The organism is Streptococcus mitis, from assembly GCF_026782865.1.
Classification (GTDB): domain Bacteria; phylum Bacillota; class Bacilli; order Lactobacillales; family Streptococcaceae; genus Streptococcus; species Streptococcus mitis_CG.
In genome coordinates this window covers 273995-293554 of the sequence record NZ_JAKUXK010000004.1, presented here as the reverse complement: position 1 = coordinate 293554, position 19560 = coordinate 273995, and the positions used below count along the sequence as shown (strand labels likewise).

The following is a 19560-nucleotide window of genomic DNA, read 5'->3' as shown; positions in this document are numbered from 1 at the left end:
TTTATCATATTTTCTGTTATAATTAAGGTGCCTTAAGAAAAATAATGAAAAAACTAAATGTTTTTCATATAGTTTTCATTTTTGTGTTATAATTAAGGTGCCTTAAGAAAAATATTAAGGTACCTTAAGAAAAATAATGAAAAAACTAAATGTTTTTCATATAGTTTTCATTGTTTTAATAGTTTAAAGTCAATCTTATTTTTCTCTAATAGAAAATAATGAAAAAGTAGGTTTAGAAAGAGGTAAGTATCTATGTCTTCTCATAAAAAAGTGTCACTCTCTGAGATTAATCAATCTATCGATACTCCAAATAACAATCATTTCTGGCAAAATTTAAATGCCTTTTTAGGTCCGGGTGCTCTTGTCGCAGTTGGTTATATGGATCCAGGAAACTGGATTACCAGTGTAGTCGGTGGTGCTTCCTATAAGTATAGTCTCTTGTTTGTTATCTTGATTTCATCTCTCATTGCCATGCAACTTCAGCAGATGGCAGGAAAGCTTGGTATTGTAACCCAGATGGACCTGGCTCAAGCAACGGCTCATCATTCACCTAAATGGCTTCGTTATAGTCTATGGGTGATTTTAGAATTAGCCTTGATGGCGACAGATCTGGCAGAAGTTCTAGGTTCAGCGATTGCTCTCAATCTTCTCTTTAAGATTCCGATTATGATAGCAATTCTCTTGACCGTGTTGGATGTTTTTCTCTTATTGCTTCTGATGAAATTTGGCTTTAAGAAGATTGAAGCTATTGTGACAACACTGATTTTAACCATTCTAGCAATTTTTACCTATCTGGTAGCTTTGTCACATCCAAGCTTCCAAGGAATCGTTGAGGGTTATCTACCGAATGCAACCTTATTTGAAAGTCCCTTGCCAGGGCATGAAAGTCAATTAACCTTGGCACTAGGGATCGTGGGAGCAACGGTTATGCCCCATAACCTCTATTTGCATTCTTCCTTGTCACAAACTCGGAAAATCAATCACAAGGACAAGAATGATGTTCGAAAAGCCGTGCGCTTTATGACCTGGGATTCAAATCTCCAATTATCCTTGGCCTTTGTGGTTAACTCCCTTCTATTAATTCTCGGGGCGGCTCTCTTTTTCGGCCATGCATCTGAGATTTCTGCCTTCTCTCAAATGTATAATGCCTTGCAGGATTCTACTATTGCAGGAGCTATAGCTAGCTCGACCTTATCAACCTTGTTTGCCTTGGCTTTATTAGCCAGTGGTCAAAATTCGACAATTACGGGTACCTTGACTGGACAAATCGTTATGGAAGGTTTCTTGCATATGAGATTACCTCAATGGTTCATTCGTTTGGCAACTCGTCTCTTTGCCTTGTTGCCTGTCATGATTGTAGCGGTTCTGTTTGGTCATCAGGAAAAAACATTAGATCAGTTATTGGTTTATTCACAAGTCTTTCTTTCGATTGCTCTTCCATTTTCAATCTTCCCACTGATTTATCTAACTTCTAAGAAATCACTGATGGGAGAATTTACCAATGCCAAATGGAATACCATCCTTGGCTATATCGTTTCCATTATCTTAACAATTCTCAATGTGAAATTGTTATTTGATATTTTCTAAGAAATTCACCCGAGTTATAAAACAAGCATATAAGAAAAAAGATACCCAAGATTTCTTGGGTATCTTTTTTAAAATAAACGGAAGACATGGGATTCGAACCCACGCACGCTGTTACACGCCTACCGCGTTTCCAACACGGCCTCTTAAGCCTCTTGAGTAATCTTCCAATACTTACTCAAATAGTCTACCATAAAGGCTCTTATCTTGCAATAAAAATTTTGGAAATAAGAAAAATGATAGATTTTGAAAGAAAATGACAAAAAGCGCTTGACTTTGAAAGAAAGTGTGATAGAATGAATAGTGTAAACGATAACAGGAGGTGATTCGGTGTTAAAAACAGAGCGGAAGCAACTGATTTTAGAGGAGTTAAATCAACATCATGTAGTTTCTCTAGAAAAATTAGTTAGTTTGCTAGAGACCTCAGAATCAACGGTTCGAAGAGATTTGGATGAGTTGGAAGCGGAAAACAAGCTTCGTCGCGTGCATGGTGGAGCAGAATTGCCCCATTCCTTGCAGGAAGAAGAAACCATTCAAGAAAAATCTGTCAAAAACCTTCAAGAAAAGAAGTTGCTGGCTCAGAAAGCAGCCTCTCTCATTAAGGAACAAGATGTCATCTTTATCGATGCTGGAACAACAACTGCTTTTTTGATCCATGAATTGGTCAATAAGAATATTACTGTTGTGACAAATTCGATTCACCATGCCGCACAGTTGGTTGAAAAGCAGATTCCAACTGTCATGGTTGGAGGAAGTGTCAAGATGGCAACAGATGCTAGCATCGGGGGCGTTGCTCTTAACCAGATTAACCAATTGCACTTTGACCGTGCCTTTATCGGGATGAATGGTGTGGACGATGGCTATTATACGACTCCTGATATGGAGGAGGGAGCTGTTAAGCGTGCTATTTTAGAAAATGCCAAACAGACCTATGTCTTGGTGGATTCGTCAAAAATTGGACAAACTTGCTTTGCCAAGGTAGCACCACTCAAACGAGCTATTGTTATCACAAGTCAAGGGCATGAGCTCTTGCAGGCTATTAAGGAGAAAACGGAGGTAATAGAAGTATGATTTATACAGTCACACTCAATCCATCCATTGACTATATCGTTCGTTTGGACCAAGTCCAAGTCGGTAGTGTCAATCGTATGGACAGTGATGATAAGTTTGCTGGTGGGAAAGGAATCAATGTCAGCCGTGTCTTGAAACGTTTGGATATACCAAATACAGCGACGGGATTTATCGGAGGCTTTACTGGTAAATTTATCACAGATACCCTTGCAGAGGAAGAAATCGAGACATGTTTTGTCCAAGTGGCAGAAGATACTCGTATCAATGTTAAAATCAAAGCAGACCAAGAGACAGAAATCAACGGGACTGGTCCAAATGTCGAACCAGCTCAGCTAGAAGAATTGAAAGCTATTTTATCTAGTCTGACAGCAGAAGATACGGTTGTCTTTGCGGGTTCGAGTGCTAAAAACCTAGGAAATGTTATCTACAAGGATTTGATTGCCTTGACACGCAAGACTGGTGCGCAAGTCGTTTGTGACTTTGAAGGACAGACCTTGATTGATAGTTTGGACTATCAGCCACTTTTGGTCAAACCAAATAATCACGAGCTTGGAGCTATCTTTGGAGTGAAACTCGAAAGTTTAGATGAAATCGAGAACTATGCTCGTCAGTTACTGGCCAAAGGAGCTCAAAACGTCATTATCTCCATGGCTGGCGACGGTGCCCTTCTTGTCACATCTGAGGGAGCTTACTTCGCAAAACCTATCAAGGGAACAGTCAAAAATTCAGTTGGAGCTGGTGATTCTATGGTCGCTGGATTTACAGGTGAATTTGTCAAATCTAAAGATGCAGTAGAATCCTTCAAATGGGGAGTAGCTTGCGGAACAGCAACGACCTTCTCAGATGACTTGGCAACGGCAGAATTTATAAAAGAAACATATGAAAAAGTTGAGGTAGAAAAACGATGAAAATTCAAGACCTATTGAGAAAAGATGTCATGTTGCTGGATTTGCAGGCAACTGAAAAAAATGCTGTCATCGAAGAGATGATTAATAGTTTGGTAGATCACGGTTATGTGACAGACTTTGAAACCTTTAAAGAAGGAATTTTGGCGCGTGAAGCTTTGACTTCTACTGGTTTGGGTGATGGTATCGCAATGCCTCACAGTAAAAATGCTGCTGTCAAAAAAGCGACTGTTCTCTTTGCTAAGTCAAACAAGGGTGTTGATTATGAGAGTTTGGATGGACAAGCAACTGACCTCTTCTTCATGATTGCAGCTCCAGAAGGTGCCAATGACACCCACTTGGCAGCATTGGCAGAATTGTCTCAATACTTGATGAAAGATGGTTTTGCTGACAAACTTCGTCAAGTAACATCAGCTGACCAAGTTATCGAACTTTTTGACCAAGCTTCAGAAAAATCTGAGGAGCCAGCTCAAGCTCCTGCAAATGACTCTGATGACTTCATCGTAGCTGTTACAGCTTGTACAACAGGTATTGCCCACACTTACATGGCCCAAGAAGCCCTTCAAAAAGTGGCTGCTGAAATGGGGGTTGGTATCAAGGTCGAAACTAATGGTGCTAGCGGTGTTGGAAATCAACTAACTGCAGAAGATATCCGCAAGGCTAAAGCTGTTATCATCGCAGCAGACAAGGCCGTTGAAATGGATCGTTTCGATGGCAAACCATTGATCAATCGTCCGGTTGCTGACGGTATCCGTAAAACGGAAGAATTGATTAACTTGGCTCTATCAGGAGATGCTGAAGTTTACCGTGCCGCTAATGGTGTAAAAGCTGCAACAGCATCTAATGAAAAACAAAGCCTTGGTGGTGCCTTCTACAAACACTTGATGAGTGGTGTATCTCAAATGTTACCATTCGTTATCGGTGGTGGTATCATGATTGCCCTTGCCTTCTTGATTGATGGTGCATTGGGTGTTCCAAATGAAAATCTTGGTAATCTTGGTTCCTACCATGAACTAGCTTCTATGTTCATGAAAATCGGTGGTGCAGCCTTTGGTTTGATGCTTCCAGTCTTTGCAGGTTATGTTGCCTACTCTATCGCTGAAAAACCAGGTTTGGTAGCAGGTTTCGTGGCTGGTGCTATTGCAAAAGAAGGTTTTGCCTTTGGGAAAATCCCTTATGCCGCAGGTGGTGAAGCAACTTCAACTCTTGCCGGTGTCTCATCTGGTTTCCTAGGCGCCCTTGTGGGTGGATTTATCGCAGGTGCTTTGGTGCTTGCTATCAAGAAATACGTTAAAGTTCCTCGTTCACTTGAAGGTGCAAAATCAATCCTTCTCTTGCCACTTCTTGGGACAATCTTGACAGGATTTGTCATGCTAGCTGTGAATATCCCAATGGCGGCAATCAACACTGCTATGAATGACTTCCTAGGCGGTCTTGGAGGAGGTTCAGCTGTCCTTCTTGGTATCGTTCTTGGAGGAATGATGGCTGTCGATATGGGTGGACCAGTCAATAAAGCGGCTTATGTCTTTGGTACAGGTACGCTTGCAGCAACTGTTTCTTCAGGTGGTTCTGTGGCTATGGCAGCAGTTATGGCTGGAGGAATGGTGCCACCACTTGCCATCTTTGTCGCAACTCTTCTCTTTAAAGACAAATTTACTAAGGAAGAACGCAACTCTGGTTTGACAAACATCATCATGGGCTTGTCATTTATCACTGAGGGAGCGATTCCGTTTGGTGCAGCTGACCCAGCTCGTGCGATCCCAAGCTTCATCCTTGGTTCAGCAGTAGCAGGTGGACTCGTTGGTCTTACTGGTATCGAACTAATGGCGCCACACGGAGGAATCTTCGTTATCGCCCTTACTTCTAATGCTCTTCTTTACCTCGTGTCTGTCTTGGTAGGAGCAATCGTAAGTGGTGTAGTCTATGGTTACCTACGCAAACCACAAGCATAAAAAATAGAAAAATGAAAAGATTGTACCGTTTGGTGCAGTCTTTTTCTCTTTCCGAAATGCCTGTGAAATATGGTATAATAGAAGAATGGCAAACAAGAATACAAGTAAAACAAGACGGAGACCGTCTAAAGCAGAACTCGAAAGAAAAGAAGCGATTCAACGAATGTTGATTTCGTTGGGAATCGCGCTTTTATTGATTTTCGCAGCCTTCAAATTAGGGGCTGCAGGTATCACCCTTTACAATCTAATTCGCTTGCTGGTGGGTAGCCTAGCTTATCTGGCAATATTTGGTATCCTGCTCTATCTCTTCTTCTTCAAGTGGATACGAAAACAGGAAGGACTCTTATCTGGATTTTTCACCATATTTGCTGGCTTGCTCTTGATTTTTGAGGCCTACTTAGTTTGGAAATATGGTTTGGATAAGTCGGTATTAAAAGGGACCATGGCTCAGGTTGTGACTGATCTGACTGGTTTTCGAACGACCAGTTTTGCTGGTGGAGGCTTGATTGGTGTTGGACTCTATGTGCCAACAGCCTTTCTCTTCTCAAATATCGGTAGTTACTTTATTGGTTCTATCTTGATTTTAGTGGGTGCTCTCCTAGTCAGTCCTTGGTCTGTTTACGATATTGCTGAATTTTTCAGTAGAGGCTTTGCCAAATGGCGGGAAGGGCATGAGCGTCGAAAAGAGGAACGCTTTGTCAAACAAGAAGAAAAAGCTCGTCAAAAGGCTGAGGAAGAGGCTAGATTAGAACGAGAAGAGGCTGAAAAAGCCTTACTCGATATGCCTCCTGTTGATATGGAAACGGGTGAAATTCTGACTGATGATGTTGTTCTTGACGTTCCTCCTGTTCCAGAAGAAGAGTGGGTGGAACCAGAAATCATCCTGCCTCAAGCTGGACTTGAATTCGCTGAACAGGAAGATGGCTCTGATGACGAAGATGTTCAGGTTGATTTTTCAGCAAAGGAAGCCCTCGAATACAAACTTCCAAGCTTACAACTCTTTGCCCCAGATAAACCAAAAGACCAGTCTAAAGAGAAGAAAATCGTTCGGGAAAATATCAAAATCCTAGAAGAAACCTTTGCTAGCTTTGGTATCAAGGTAACGGTTGAACGGGCCGAAATTGGGCCATCAGTGACCAAGTATGAAGTCAAGCCTGCAGTGGGTGTACGGGTCAACCGCATTTCCAATCTCGCAGATGACCTCGCTCTAGCCTTGGCGGCCAAGGATGTCCGTATTGAAGCACCAATCCCTGGGAAATCCCTAGTCGGTATCGAAGTGCCCAATTCTGAGATTGCGACTGTGTCTTTCCGTGAATTATGGGAACAATCTCAAACGAAAGCAGAAAATCTCTTAGAAATTCCTCTAGGAAAGGCAGTTAATGGCACCGCAAGAGCTTTTGACCTTTCCAAGATGCCCCACTTGCTAGTTGCAGGTTCAACGGGTTCAGGGAAGTCAGTAGCTGTTAACGGCATTATCGCTAGCATCCTCATGAAGGCGAGACCTGACCAAGTTAAATTTATGATGGTCGATCCCAAGATGGTTGAGTTGTCTGTTTACAATGATATTCCCCACCTCTTGATTCCAGTCGTGACCAATCCACGTAAGGCCAGCAAGGCTTTGCAAAAGGTCGTGGATGAAATGGAAAATCGTTATGAACTCTTTGCCAAGGTGGGAGTTCGGAATATTGCAGGTTTTAATGCCAAGGTAGAAGAGTTTAATGCTCAGTCTGAGTACAAGCAGGTTCCGCTACCACTCATTGTTGTAATTGTGGATGAGTTGGCTGACCTTATGATGGTAGCCAGCAAGGAAGTGGAAGATGCTATCATTCGTCTCGGACAGAAGGCGCGTGCTGCAGGTATCCACATGATTCTTGCAACTCAGCGTCCATCCGTTGATGTCATTTCTGGTCTGATCAAGGCCAATGTCCCATCTCGAGTGGCTTTTGCGGTATCATCAGGTACAGACTCGCGCACCATCTTGGATGAAAATGGAGCTGAGAAACTTCTTGGACGTGGAGATATGCTCTTTAAACCAATCGATGAAAATCATCCAGTTCGTCTCCAAGGATCCTTTATCTCGGATGATGATGTCGAACGCATCGTAAACTTCATCAAGGCTCAGGCAGATGCGGACTACGATGAGAGTTTTGATCCAGGTGAGGTTTCTGAAAATGAAGGAGAATTTTCAGATGGTGAATCTGGTGGTGATCCGCTCTTTGAAGAAGCCAAGGCTTTGGTGATCGAAACCCAGAAAGCCAGCGCATCTATGATTCAGCGTCGATTGTCAGTTGGATTTAACCGTGCGACCCGTCTCATGGAAGAGCTTGAGATAGCAGGTGTCATTGGTCCAGCTGAAGGTACCAAACCAAGAAAAGTTTTACAACAATAAAAAAATAGCTTCTTTCCAAATTTGGAAGGAGGCTATTTTAGTGGTTATTGATTAGTTTTATTTTCCGAAGTTGGGGTATTGGACTGTTTTTCATTTTCAGTAGTAGGCTTACTTGGAGCAGGAGTAGTAGATTCCTGAGTTGCTGCTTTCTGCTCTTCTTTTTTCTCTTCCTTGACGCTGGATTTTGGTGTTTCTTCTTGTTGTGGTTTTTCTTGAGAAGTGTTATTTTCCTTATTAGGACTAGTGTTTTCCTGAGGGGATTCCTTTTGAATTTCTTTGACAATTGTTGTCGTCTGGCTTGTCGTAGGTTCTTTTTTAGTATTTTTGTTATTATCCAAGGCGTTCATGATAGTGATACTTGCGGTAATTAAGCCAAGAATACTACCGATAGTGGCGACGGTTTTTTGAAAGACTGTAAAGCCTTTTTTGATGTGTTCTGTTTTTGGTTTTGAAGTTCTACGATAATTAGACATACATTCTCTCCTTTAATTAAAATTTATTATACCGCATTTCTTTAAAAAAATCTTAAAAAAAGAGAAATTGCCCTTTCTTGTCGCAGGCTCCGTTTCATGATACAATAGAAGGAGTGATTTTAGAAAGCGTGAGAAAACATGATTTACTTTGATAATTCGGCGACGACAAAGCCCTATCCTGAAGCCCTTGAAACTTATATGCAGGTGGCTTCAAAAATTTTAGGAAATCCATCTAGTCTCCATCGTTTGGGAGACCAGGCAACACGAATCTTAGATGCTTCTCGGCAACAGATTGCAGATTTAATCGGTAAGAAAAGTGATGAAATCTTCTTTACTTCTGGTGGGACAGAAGGAGATAACTGGGTCATCAAGGGTGTGGCCTTTGAAAAGGCTCAGTTTGGAAAGCACATCATTGTATCAGCCATTGAACATCCGGCAGTCAAAGAGTCAGCCCACTGGTTGAAATCTCAAGGATTTGAAGTGGATTTTGCTCCAGTTGATAACAAAGGATTTGTAGATGTTGAAGCGTTAGAAGATTTGATACGACCTGATACGACCCTCGTTTCCATCATGGCAGTAAACAATGAAATTGGCTCGATTCAACCTATTCAAGCTATTTCAGAATTATTGACAGACAAGCCGACTATTTCCTTCCACGTTGATGCGGTTCAGGCACTTGCCAAGATTCCGACTGAAAAGTATCTGACAGAACGAGTGGATTTTGCGACCTTCTCTGGTCACAAGTTCCACGGAGTTCGTGGTGTTGGTTTTGTCTATATCAAGTCTGGCAAGAAGGTTATGCCTCTTTTAACAGGTGGTGGTCAGGAGCGAGATTATCGTTCGACAACTGAAAATGTAGCAGGGATTGCAGCGACAGCCAAGGCTCTCCGTTTGTCCATGGAAAAGCTAGATTTCTTTACAAGCAAGACAGAACAGATGAAGGCAGTGATTCGCCAAGCTCTTCTGGACTATCCAGATATTTTTGTCTTTTCAGATAAGGAAGACTTTGCCCCTCATATCCTGACTTTTGGAATTAAGGGTGTTCGTGGTGAGGTCATTGTTCATGCCTTTGAAGACTATGATATTTTTATTTCCACCACTTCAGCTTGTTCTTCAAAAGCTGGTAAACCTGCAGGTACCTTGATTGCCATGGGAGTGGACAAGGATAAGGCCCAGTCAGCTGTGCGTCTAAGCCTAGACCTTGAAAATGATATGAGTCAGATCGAGCAGTTTTTGACCAAGCTAAAATTAATTTACAATCAAACTAGAAAAGTAAGATAGGAGCATTTATGCAGTATTCAGAAATTATGATTCGCTACGGAGAATTGTCAACCAAACACAAAAATCGTATGCGTTTCATCAATAAACTTCGTAATAATATTTCAGACGTTTTGTCTATCTATCCCCAAGTTAAGGTAACCGCAGATCGCGATCGTGCCCACGCTTACCTCAATGGAGCTGATTACACCGCAGTAGCAGAATCCCTCAAAAAAGTATTTGGAATTCAAAACTTCTCTCCCGTTTATAAAGTCGAAAAGTCTGTGGAAGTTCTTAAGTCTGCTGTCCAAGAGATTATGAAAGAAACCTACAAGGAAGGGATGACCTTTAAAATCACTGGTAAGCGTAGCGACCACACCTTTGAACTTGATAGTCGTGAACTCAATCAAACTCTTGGTAGTGCTGTTTTCAAGGCTATTCCAAACGTGAAAGCTCAGATGAAAAATCCAGATATTAATCTTCAGGTTGAGATTCGTGAGGAAGCGGCTTATATTTCCTATGAAACCTTTCGTGGAGCAGGAGGATTACCTGTGGGAAGTTCTGGTAAAGGGATGCTCATGCTGTCAGGAGGGATTGATTCACCTGTGGCAGGTTATCTAGCTCTTAAACGAGGGGTAGATATTGAGGCAGTTCACTTTGCTAGCCCACCTTACACGAGTCCTGGTGCCCTTAAAAAAGCCCAAGATTTGACTCGTAAATTGACCAAGTTTGGGGGCAATATCCAGTTTATCGAAGTACCTTTCACAGAGATCCAAGAGGAAATCAAGGCTAAAGCGCCAGAAGCCTATCTTATGACCTTAACGCGTCGATTTATGATGCGGATTACCGACCGTATTCGTGAGGTACGAAATGGTTTGGTTATCATCAATGGGGAAAGTCTTGGTCAAGTAGCCAGCCAGACCTTGGAAAGTATGCAGACTATCAACGCTGTGACCAGCACTCCAGTCATTCGTCCTGTGGTTACTATGGATAAGTTGGAAATCATTGACATCGCCCAGGAAATTGATACCTTTGAAATATCTATTCAGCCTTTTGAAGACTGCTGTACCATTTTTGCACCTGACCGTCCTAAGACAAATCCTAAGATTAAAAATGCAGAGCAGTATGAAAAACGAATGGATGTTAAGGGCTTGGTTGAGCGAGCAGTGGCAGGCATTATGATTACTGAAATCACACCTCAGGTTGAAAAAGATGAAGTCGATGATTTGATTGACAATCTGCTCTAATCAGAAAATCCAAAAGAATTTAGAAAATTAAATGAAAAAGTTAGTTTTTAATCCAAAAATGGAAGAGAAACTGACTTTTTTTCTATAATTGTGATATAATAAGATAAAATTTTGAATATAGAGAGTTTTCTGACAATGAATCAATCCTACTTTTATCTAAAAATGAAAGAACATAAACTTAAAGTTCCTTATACAGGCAAGGAGCGCCGTGTACGTGTTCTTCTTCCAAAAGATTATGAGAAAGACACGGACCGTTCCTATCCTGTTGTTTACTTTCATGACGGGCAAAATGTTTTTTACAGCAAGGAGTCTTTCATTGGACATTCATGGAAGATTATCCCAGCTATTAAGCGTAATCCTGATATTAGTCGCATGATTGTCGTAGCCATTGATAATGATGGTATGGGTCGGATGAATGAGTATGCGGCTTGGAAATTCCAAGAATCCCCTATTCCAGGCCAGCAGTTTGGCGGTAAGGGTGTAGAGTATGCTGAGTTTGTCATGGAGGTGGTCAAGCCTTTTATTGATGAGACCTACCGTACTAAAGCTGATCGGCAGCATACGGCTATGATTGGCTCTTCACTAGGAGGCAATATTACCCAGTTTATCGGACTAGAATACCAAGACCGAATTGGTTGTCTAGGTGTCTTCTCATCTGCTAACTGGCTTCATCAAGAAGCCTTTAACCGCTATATCGAGCGCAAGAAATTGTTCCCTGAACAGCGCATTTTCATCTATGTAGGAACAGAAGAAGCAGACGATACGGACAAGACTCTGATGGCTGGCAATATCAAGCAAGCCTATATCGACTCATCGCTTCGCTATTATCATGATTTGATTGCAGGTGGAATTCACTTGGATAATCTTGTTTTGAAAGTTCAGTCTGGTGCTATCCATAGTGAAATCCCTTGGTCGGAAAATTTACCAGACTGTCTGAGATTTTTTGCAGAGAAATGGTAAGTTAGAAAAGGAGAAAGCCAATGCATATTGAAAACCTCAGCCACTGGAGTGGTCACCTCAACCGTGAAATGTACCTTAACCGTTATGGGCATGCTGGGATTCCAGTTGTGGTCTTTGCTTCATCAGGTGGTAGTCACAACGAATACTATGATTTTGGCATGATAGACGCCTGTGCTTCCTTTATCGAGGAAGGCCGTGTTCAGTTTTTTACCTTATCCAGTGTTGACAGTGAGAGCTGGCTGGCTACTTGGAAAAATGGTCACGACCAAGCAGAGATGCACCGTGCCTACGAACGCTATGTGATTGAGGAGGCCATTCCTTTTATCAAGCATAAGACAGGTTGGTTTGATGGCATGATGACAACAGGTTGTTCGATGGGCGCCTACCATGCACTCAATTTCTTCCTCCAGCATCCAGATGTCTTTACCAAGGTGATTGCTCTCAGTGGTGTTTATGACGCACGTTTCTTTGTCGGCGATTACTACAATGACGATGCTATTTACCAAAACTCGCCAGTAGATTATATCTGGAACCAAAACGACGGCTGGTTTATTGACCGTTACCGTCAGGCAGAGATTGTGCTGTGTACAGGACTTGGAGCTTGGGAACAAGACGGTCTGCCATCATTTTACAAGCTCAAAGAAGCCTTTGACCAGAAACAAATTCCGGCCTGGTTTGCTGAATGGGGGCACGATGTTGCCCACGACTGGGAATGGTGGCGTAAACAAATGCCCTATTTTCTTGGACACCTGTATCTATAAAAGGAGTTGCCTATGAATTACCTTGTTATTTCTCCCTACTATCCGCAAAACTTCCAACAATTTACCATCGAGTTAGCCAATAAAGGCATCACCGTTTTGGGGATTGGTCAGGAGCCCTACGAACAACTTGATGAACCTTTGCGCAATAGTCTGACTGAGTATTTCCGTGTAGATAATCTTGAAAACATAGACGAAGTCAAGCGTGCTGTTGCCTTTCTGTTCTACAAACATGGCCCAATTGACCGCATCGAGTCTCATAATGAATACTGGCTTGAGCTGGATGCAACACTCAGAGAACAATTCAATGTCTTTGGTGCCAAACCAGAGGATCTCAAAAAGACGAAATTTAAGTCTGAAATGAAGAAACTCTTCAAAAAAGCAGGTGTTCCTGTGGTACCTGGAGCTGTTATCAAGACGGAAGCAGATGTGGATCAAGCTGTGAATGAAATCGGCCTTCCAATGATTGCCAAACCTGACAATGGAGTGGGAGCAGCCGCCACCTTTAAGCTTGAAACAGAAGATGATATCAATCACTTCAAGCAAGAATGGGACCATTCGACCGTTTATTTCTTTGAGAAATTTGTCACGTCTAGTGAAATCTGCACCTTTGATGGTCTTGTGGACAAGGATGGTAAAATCGTCTTTTCAACGACCTTCGACTACGCCTATACACCGCTGGATCTCATGATTTACAAGATGGACAATTCCTACTATGTTCTTAAGGATATGGATCCCAAATTACGTAAATATGGTGAGGCAATTGTCAAAGAATTTGGTATGAAAGAACGTTTCTTCCATATCGAGTTCTTCCGTGAAGGGGACGATTACATCGCCATTGAGTATAATAACCGCCCTGCAGGTGGTTTCACCATTGATGTTTATAACTTTGCTCATTCCTTGGACCTCTATCGTGGCTATGCGGCTATAGTCGCAGGAGAAGAGTTCCCAGCGTCAGAATTTGAAGCTCAATATTGTTTAGCTACATCCCGTCGTGCAAATGCTCACTATGTTTATTCAGAAGAGGACTTGCTTGCCAAATATAGACAGCAGTTCAAGGTTAAGAAAATTATGCCAGAGGCCTTCGCAGAACTTCAAGGAGATTACCTGTATATGCTGACAACTCCGAGTCGACAAGAAATGGATCAGATGATTGCAGATTTCGGACAACGTCAGGTTTAGAGACTATCGGATTAAGGAAATTCACTCCCTTAATCCTTTTGTTTTGTCTGATAAAAAATAAGAGCATCCTAATAAGGTAGCTATCATAAGATTCGTTTGGAAATTATAGTGAACTGAATCTGAAGTAATAGTCACATAATTATAAGACTGATAGTATTAATTTCACTATCAGCCTTACAGGTTATTTAACGTTTCAGAAAAACTATAATGTCAAGATTAACTAAACAGTATCTAATTCCTTCAAATAGTTTTCTACCTTCATCAACATTAAAGGATTGTTATAAATCTTACATAATTCTTTTGCTTCTATATAATAATTTTTAACCTGTTCCTTGTCTAGAAATTGCGATCCAGCATTTCCGACTAGAATAAGCAGAGGAGCTAGTTGATAGCTTGTTTGTCTTTGTTTACAGAGTTCAATCGTCTCAAGAGCTTCTTGGATGGCTTCATTATATTTTTCTTTTGATACTAAATAGTGAGCGTAGTTGTGACGGACTCTGATGTAACCAAATAGAAACTCTTGATAATCCAGATTTTTTGTCTGATATAACTCCATTAGATGAGCGTAGTTTTTTTCATAATCTTCTTCACGGCCAACTAAGGAATAAAAATTAGATAGAGTGTTCAATACCTTTAAGTAAATTAAAGTAGTTGAGGATACTTTTGATAATATATTTTCCAGGTAGGAGATGGCCTCAAACTGAAGATTATATAGATAGAAGTCAATTATAGATTTAATCCATTCAAGGTAAGTTCGGTCTTCTAATGTTAGAAAAGTGCTTCGTTCTACCTCTATTTTATAAAGATATTCTAAATCGTCATAATTTCTATCATCTAATAGGCGAGCAGATAGATGTTTGAAATTAGAGAGGTTAGACTTAACTTCGATTTGTTCATTGAAAAAGTAATCCAAAGGGACTTCAAGTCGTTGAGAGAGTTTGAATAACAAGTCTGCGGAGGGAATAAAATGACCTCTTTCAATTTTACTAATCTGGCTTTGTTCACAAATTCCTTCTGCAAGAGTTTGTTGGGAGAGTCTCAACTCTTTTCTTTTCAATCTGAATTTCTCTGCGAGTGTATTCATTAAAAATAATAAACCTTCCTATTTGCTTAATTTCATTATAAAATTTTTAGTTCAAAATAGCAAGTTAAAGAAATAAATAATTCTTTATAGTAATAAAAAAAAAAAAAAAGCCAAAATAACATAAAAAACTTGACTAGTTTTCATATACGTGTTAGAATTGAGTGGAAAGAAAGGAGGTTCACAATATAAGATGAGGAAAAATCGTGGAATTAAAAAAATAGTTATATTTGTATTACTAAGTGTTCTTGCATTTGGTAATACACTTCCCTATCAACAGTTTGTTCAGAAGAATAGACAATTGGAAGTTCGAGTACAATCACAAGAAAGATCGAATGGACTTGATGTTGGAAAGGCAGATTAAAGAATAATGGAATAGAATTAGTCTCTAGTATATTCGCTTTTATTATTCATAAAAAATTGTAGGGGCAAGTTTAAAAAAAATAAAAATTAGTTGATTGCTTATTTCTCCAAATTTTGGGTATACTAAAAAGAGGTCTTGACACCTAAATTTTAAAATTAAAGCACGTTAAATCCATGTTTCTGTGCGAAGCGAATAGCGTCTTGAAGAGACATTGTCTTATCTGGATTTCTTATTTCTGTAAGACCTTGTAATCTTGGATTATAACTCTCCTGTTTTAAAAGTACGTGGTAGATGGCAACCAATAATCTGCGACAAATAGCGATGATAGCTTTTTGATGCCCGCGTCCTTTCTTGAGTTTGAGATATTTATTTCGTAATTCAGGGTGCTTCTCTGATTTAACCACGGCGTTAGCTATTTGAACAAGAAAAGGTTTTAGATAGTGACCGCCTTTCGAAATACGAGTAGAAAATTTCTTTCCTGCACTTTCATTGTTGGTAGGAACTAATCCAGACCAAGAACAGAGTTTATCCGCAGTATTAAAAACAGTCATATCAGCTCCGATTTCAGAGAGTATTCTGAGGGCAGATAGTTCCTCTTTGAAACCAGACACGGTTTGGATTAGCTTGACCTGTTCTTGGTGTTCTTGTCCGAGTTTCCGAATCATGGTTTCTAAATCTTCTTTACAGATGGCAAGTGCATCATAGTGTTGCTTGATGATTCTGATTTTCTCAGCTTGTTCAGGTGTCACATCACCTTCAATAGCGATTTTCAAGTCTTGCACCTTATCCTCATTCGTTTGTGAACCAACTGTTTAATGTCTGGTTTCTCCTCTTGATTGTCAAGGATGCTCTGAATAATAGCCTGAGCACTTTTTCCGAACACATCAGAAACTATACTTGCAATCTGAAAATTAGACCAAGTCAGACAGTTCTGGTAACGATTCTTCTCGCTAACTTGAAGTTGTGTTAATTTTATGAGATAGCGAAACAGATCTCGGAGTTGTCTGATTTTAAGAGGTAGGATAAAGCTAGAAGCAACCAAGTCATGCTTTAAGAGATCGGCTATCCACTGTGCATCTTTCTTATCGGTCTTCTTTACTCTGATAGCCTTGGCATACTTGGGGTGAGCCAAGCAAATGTTGCAGGATTTTTCAAGGATATTGAAGACAGGCATCCAATATTTACCTGTGGATTCCATACAGACATCAAAGTAAGAATAGTATTCTAGCCAATCTCGTAGCTGTACTAAACCATTTGTAAAAGTTGAGAAACGTTTACGATGGTAGGTTGTGATTCCTTGCTTGTCGGTGATGGTAATAACCTATATAACAAAGGTTTTATGCACATCAATACCACAACAATTAGGATAAATAATTTTTAACACGAGAGTCTCCCTTCACCAAATTTGAGTCTGCCTATCCCTTGACTATCCTTTCCTTTCACAAACGAGTCGCTTATTCAATTATAAGTTTACGTGCTCCTAGTCACAGTTAGTTGTGCTTGATGGAAAGAATGACACCTATAAAAATGCGAGGTAGTGGCTATACCACTCACTTATTCCCCTCCCCATGATTTGTAGTAGTGATAGGCTTTCTCACTATTATTATAAAACAAAATAAAGAGCACAACACTTTTTTATTCTGTGTTGTGCCTTGAGTGAAACGAAAGGAATGAATTATAAAAATGAAGAAAACTTTTTATAAAAAATTGGGTATTTCAATTATTGCGAGTACTTTATTGGCTAGCCAGCTATCGACAGCATCTGCTTTGACTGTTATTTCTAGTACTGGTGAAGAATATGAGGTAAGTGAAACATTACAGGAAAGTCCAGAAACTAATAATTTTTCACTTCCTGAGATTTCGCCAACATATGGTTCATACTACCAAAAACAATCAGAAGTAATTATCGGTAATGATGATTTGGTTAAAATTGATAATACTCTACAATATCCGTATTCAACTTCAGCTATGGTTTTGTCTGAGTACAATGGTGTAGCCAATGGAATAAATATAGAAGGAAGAGGAAGCGCGAATTTTATTAAAGATAATGTTTTAATTACAGCAGCTCATAACTTCTACAGTCATAAATATGGAAAAGAAGCGGATGCTATTTATGTACTTCCAGCAGCTAGTCCAGATCAGGAACCATTTGGAAAGATCAAGGTTAAGGAAGTTCGTTATTTGAAAGAATTTAGAACTTTAAATTCTAGAGATGCATCGAAATATGACTTGGCTCTATTAATTCTAGAAGAGCCTGTTGGCGCAAAATTGGGAACACTGGGGCTTCCAAATAGTCAGAAAAATTTGGCTGGAACACCAGTAACGATTACAGGATATCCATCATATGATTTTGGAATTCATCAAATGTATACAGATAAAAAACAAGTTTTAAGTGATGATGGTACTTTTTTGGATTATCAAGTTGATACTTTGGAGGGATCAAGTGGATCTGCTGTTTATGATGCTAGTCACCGTGTAGTCGGAGTACATACTTTGGGTGATGAAGCTAACAACGTTAATAGCGCAGTAAAATTAAATGAACAAAATTTATCATTTATTTATTCAGTACTCAAAGGTTATTCTCTCGAAGGATGGAAGAAATTAAGTGGTAGTTGGTACTATTATAGACAACATGATAAACAAACAGGTTGGCAGAAAATAAATGATACTTGGTACTATCTAGATGCTTCAGGTAAGATGCGTACAGATTGGGAAAAAGTAAATGGCAAATGGTATTATCTTGAAACCTCTGGTTCAATGTCCACAGGTTGGAAATATGTACGAGGAAGATGGTATTATTTAGATAAGACCAATGGTGATATGAAGACTGGTTGGTATAAAGATGGTTCAACGTGGTACTATCTAGATCCTACTAATGGAGATATGAAGACAGGTTGGATAAAAGTAGGAGGAAACTGGTATTATCTCAATTCCTCTGGAGCAATGGTTACAGGTAGCCAAACTATCGATGGTAAAGTTTATAATTTCGCTTCATCTGGTGAGTGGATTTAATATTGGAGGTATATATAAATGAAACTTTTGAAAAAAACTATGCAAGTTGGACTAACAGCAATTTTCTTTGGTTTGCTAGCTACCAATACAGTATTTGCAGATGATTCTGAAGGTTGGCAATTTGTCCAAGAAAATGGTAGAACCTACTACAAGAAGGGTGACATCAAAGAAACGGACTGGCGAGTGATTGATGGCAAGACCTATTATTTTGATTATAATGGTGAAATGGTTGTTGGTTGGCAATACATTCCAATGCCAGTTAAAGGATATACAATTGGTCCTTACCCTAATGGCATAAGATTAGAAGGTTCCCCAATGCCAGAATGGTACTACTTTGACAAAAATGGAGTGCTACAAGAGTTTGTTGGTTGGAAAGCATTAGAGGTTAAAACTAAAGACAGTGTTGGAAGAAAGTATGGGGAAAAACGTACAAAACCGGAAGATAAAGAAGAGAAGAGTTTTTACACGAACTATTACTTTAATCAAAATCATTCTTTAGAGACAGGTTGGCTTTATGACCAGTCTAATTGGTATTATCTAGCTAAAACGGAAATTAATGGAGAAAACTATATTGGTGGTGAAAGACGTGCAGGTTGGATAAATGATGGTTCAGCTTGGTACTATCTAGATTCAGAAACTGGTATCATGCAAACTGGTTGGAAGGAACTTGGCAATAAGTGGTACTACCTCCGTTCATCAGGAGTGATGGCGACTAGCTGGTATCAAGATGGTTCAACGTGGTATTATCTAGATGCTCAAAACGGTGATATGAAGACTGGTTGGGCTAATGTTGGTAATAAATGGTACTATCTTCGTTCATCAGGTGCAATGTCCACAGGTTGGGTGAAAGATGGTTCAATATGGTACTATCTAAATGTAAGTAATGGAGATATGAAAACAGGCTGGTTCCAAGTCAATGGTAAATGGTACTATGCCTATGGTTCAGGTGCTCTAGCTGTTAATACCACAGTAGATGGTTACTACGTAAACTATAATGGTGAGTGGGTTAAGTAACGAATGCTAATCGTAACTGTAGTTGATACTTAACTTAGTAAAAAGGGCTTTTTTCTACCATTTGTCAACTCTATCAATTTTTAAGAATTAAATGAGTCAAGACAGTAGTTATTCAGTATATTTATCTACTGTAGTAGGTTGAAGAAAAGCTAAGAATGAGAAAGAGTCTGGGACAAAAGTCTAACCTTAAATATAAAAAGCGAACAAAACAAGTTATCTGACAATCAGAATCCTGTCTTGTTCGCTTTTTTGTCTAATCTATCGATTTTAAAAATTTATAATAAAGAATTCCTAAAATCAAAATCTTTTTG

15 protein-coding genes, 1 tRNA gene and 1 pseudogene are annotated in these 19560 nt (G+C 39.8%); 13 read left to right on the top strand and 4 right to left on the bottom strand.

The features are described 5' to 3' along the window. Positions 1-252: 252 nt before the first annotated feature. A complete protein-coding gene (locus MK482_RS03605; RefSeq protein ID WP_000094601.1) occupies positions 253-1587 on the top strand; it encodes an Nramp family divalent metal transporter in 1335 nt (444 codons plus the stop codon). A 78-nt stretch (positions 1588-1665) separates the two neighbouring features. On the opposite strand, the gene MK482_RS03600 is transcribed toward MK482_RS03605, so the two are convergent. Beyond that, positions 1666-1753, bottom strand: a tRNA-Ser gene (locus MK482_RS03600). A gap of 161 nt (positions 1754-1914) precedes the next feature. Here MK482_RS03600 and MK482_RS03595 point away from each other — a divergent pair. From MK482_RS03595 to MK482_RS03580, 4 genes are all read left to right on the top strand, one after another. Further along, entirely contained in the window at positions 1915-2655 is a 741-nt protein-coding gene (locus tag MK482_RS03595) for a DeoR/GlpR family DNA-binding transcription regulator (protein WP_000920651.1), read from the top strand. After that, positions 2652-3563 (top strand): 1-phosphofructokinase, encoded by a 912-nt coding sequence (pfkB, locus tag MK482_RS03590; RefSeq protein ID WP_268718000.1) that lies wholly within the window; start codon positions 2652-2654, stop codon positions 3561-3563. Before MK482_RS03595 ends, pfkB begins: the two co-directional genes overlap by 4 nt. Beyond that, complete coding sequence (locus MK482_RS03585) at positions 3560-5512, top strand: fructose-specific PTS transporter subunit EIIC (protein WP_268717999.1); 1953 nt, start codon at positions 3560-3562, stop codon at positions 5510-5512. The genes pfkB and MK482_RS03585 overlap by 4 nt, the downstream gene beginning before the upstream one ends. A gap of 85 nt (positions 5513-5597) precedes the next feature. Next, complete coding sequence (locus MK482_RS03580; protein WP_326845871.1) at positions 5598-7901, top strand: DNA translocase FtsK; 2304 nt, start codon at positions 5598-5600, stop codon at positions 7899-7901. 44 nt (positions 7902-7945) lie between these two features. Here MK482_RS03580 and MK482_RS03575 read toward each other — a convergent pair whose 3' ends face one another. Then, the gene (locus MK482_RS03575) at positions 7946-8374 is read right to left on the bottom strand and encodes a DUF6556 family protein (protein WP_223330682.1); all 429 of its coding nucleotides are present in this window, start codon (positions 8372-8374) and stop codon (positions 7946-7948) included. Positions 8375-8512: 138 nt separating this feature from the next. Between MK482_RS03575 and MK482_RS03570 the strand changes: the two genes are divergently transcribed. The 5 genes from MK482_RS03570 (at position 8513) to MK482_RS03550 (ending at position 13778) form a co-directional block, all read left to right on the top strand. Then, positions 8513-9655, top strand: a complete 1143-nt coding sequence (locus tag MK482_RS03570; protein ID WP_268717998.1) for a cysteine desulfurase family protein — start codon at positions 8513-8515, stop codon at positions 9653-9655. An 8-nt stretch (positions 9656-9663) separates the two neighbouring features. Further along, the gene (thiI, locus tag MK482_RS03565) at positions 9664-10878 is read left to right on the top strand and encodes a tRNA uracil 4-sulfurtransferase ThiI (protein ID WP_268717997.1); all 1215 of its coding nucleotides are present in this window, start codon (positions 9664-9666) and stop codon (positions 10876-10878) included. A 135-nt stretch (positions 10879-11013) separates the two neighbouring features. After that, positions 11014-11838, top strand: a complete 825-nt coding sequence (locus MK482_RS03560; RefSeq protein WP_268717996.1) for an alpha/beta hydrolase — start codon at positions 11014-11016, stop codon at positions 11836-11838. Between the two features lie 20 nt (positions 11839-11858). Continuing rightward, positions 11859-12599 carry an esterase family protein gene (locus MK482_RS03555; protein WP_261148552.1) on the top strand — a complete coding sequence of 247 codons (741 nt, stop codon included), beginning with the start codon at positions 11859-11861 and terminating at the stop codon, positions 12597-12599. 12 nt (positions 12600-12611) lie between these two features. After that, complete coding sequence (locus MK482_RS03550) at positions 12612-13778, top strand: ATP-grasp domain-containing protein (RefSeq protein ID WP_268717995.1); 1167 nt, start codon at positions 12612-12614, stop codon at positions 13776-13778. 220 nt (positions 13779-13998) lie between these two features. On the opposite strand, the gene MK482_RS03545 is transcribed toward MK482_RS03550, so the two are convergent. Further along, positions 13999-14862, bottom strand: coding sequence for a helix-turn-helix domain-containing protein (locus tag MK482_RS03545; RefSeq protein WP_125410919.1), 864 nt, complete (start codon positions 14860-14862; stop codon positions 13999-14001). 190 nt (positions 14863-15052) lie between these two features. On the opposite strand from MK482_RS03545, the gene MK482_RS03540 reads away from it, so the two are divergent. Continuing rightward, complete coding sequence (locus MK482_RS03540) at positions 15053-15223, top strand: PhrA family quorum-sensing system peptide (RefSeq protein WP_268717994.1); 171 nt, start codon at positions 15053-15055, stop codon at positions 15221-15223. Between the two features lie 155 nt (positions 15224-15378). Here MK482_RS03540 and MK482_RS03535 read toward each other — a convergent pair. Continuing rightward, positions 15379-16607 (bottom strand): annotated as a pseudogene (locus tag MK482_RS03535) (IS110 family transposase). Positions 16608-16906: 299 nt separating this feature from the next. Between MK482_RS03535 and MK482_RS03530 the strand changes: the two are divergent. Both MK482_RS03530 and cbpJ read left to right on the top strand, forming a co-directional pair. Beyond that, the gene (locus MK482_RS03530; protein ID WP_419151621.1) at positions 16907-18235 is read left to right on the top strand and encodes a trypsin-like peptidase domain-containing protein; all 1329 of its coding nucleotides are present in this window, start codon (positions 16907-16909) and stop codon (positions 18233-18235) included. Positions 18236-18253: 18 nt separating this feature from the next. Next, complete coding sequence (gene cbpJ, locus MK482_RS03525; RefSeq protein ID WP_268717993.1) at positions 18254-19249, top strand: choline-binding protein CbpJ; 996 nt, start codon at positions 18254-18256, stop codon at positions 19247-19249. Positions 19250-19560: the final 311 nt, after the last annotated feature.

Excerpts from the sequence above, each read along its gene's own strand:
- MK482_RS03605 (WP_000094601.1), top strand. The coding sequence starts at position 253 with ATGTCTTCTCATAAAAAAGTGTCACTCTCTGAGATTAATCAATCTATC.
- pfkB (WP_268718000.1), top strand. The coding sequence starts at position 2,652 with ATGATTTATACAGTCACACTCAATCCATCCATTGACTATATCGTTCGT.
- MK482_RS03585 (WP_268717999.1), top strand. The coding sequence starts at position 3,560 with ATGAAAATTCAAGACCTATTGAGAAAAGATGTCATGTTGCTGGATTTG.
- MK482_RS03580 (WP_326845871.1), top strand. The coding sequence starts at position 5,598 with ATGGCAAACAAGAATACAAGTAAAACAAGACGGAGACCGTCTAAAGCA.
- MK482_RS03575 (WP_223330682.1), bottom strand. The coding sequence starts at position 8,374 with ATGTCTAATTATCGTAGAACTTCAAAACCAAAAACAGAACACATCAAA.
- MK482_RS03570 (WP_268717998.1), top strand. The coding sequence starts at position 8,513 with ATGATTTACTTTGATAATTCGGCGACGACAAAGCCCTATCCTGAAGCC.
- thiI (WP_268717997.1), top strand. The coding sequence starts at position 9,664 with ATGCAGTATTCAGAAATTATGATTCGCTACGGAGAATTGTCAACCAAA.
- MK482_RS03560 (WP_268717996.1), top strand. The coding sequence starts at position 11,014 with ATGAATCAATCCTACTTTTATCTAAAAATGAAAGAACATAAACTTAAA.
- MK482_RS03555 (WP_261148552.1), top strand. The coding sequence starts at position 11,859 with ATGCATATTGAAAACCTCAGCCACTGGAGTGGTCACCTCAACCGTGAA.
- MK482_RS03550 (WP_268717995.1), top strand. The coding sequence starts at position 12,612 with ATGAATTACCTTGTTATTTCTCCCTACTATCCGCAAAACTTCCAACAA.
- MK482_RS03545 (WP_125410919.1), bottom strand. The coding sequence starts at position 14,862 with ATGAATACACTCGCAGAGAAATTCAGATTGAAAAGAAAAGAGTTGAGA.
- MK482_RS03540 (WP_268717994.1), top strand. The coding sequence starts at position 15,053 with ATGAGGAAAAATCGTGGAATTAAAAAAATAGTTATATTTGTATTACTA.
- MK482_RS03530 (WP_419151621.1), top strand. The coding sequence starts at position 16,907 with ATGAAGAAAACTTTTTATAAAAAATTGGGTATTTCAATTATTGCGAGT.
- cbpJ (WP_268717993.1), top strand. The coding sequence starts at position 18,254 with ATGAAACTTTTGAAAAAAACTATGCAAGTTGGACTAACAGCAATTTTC.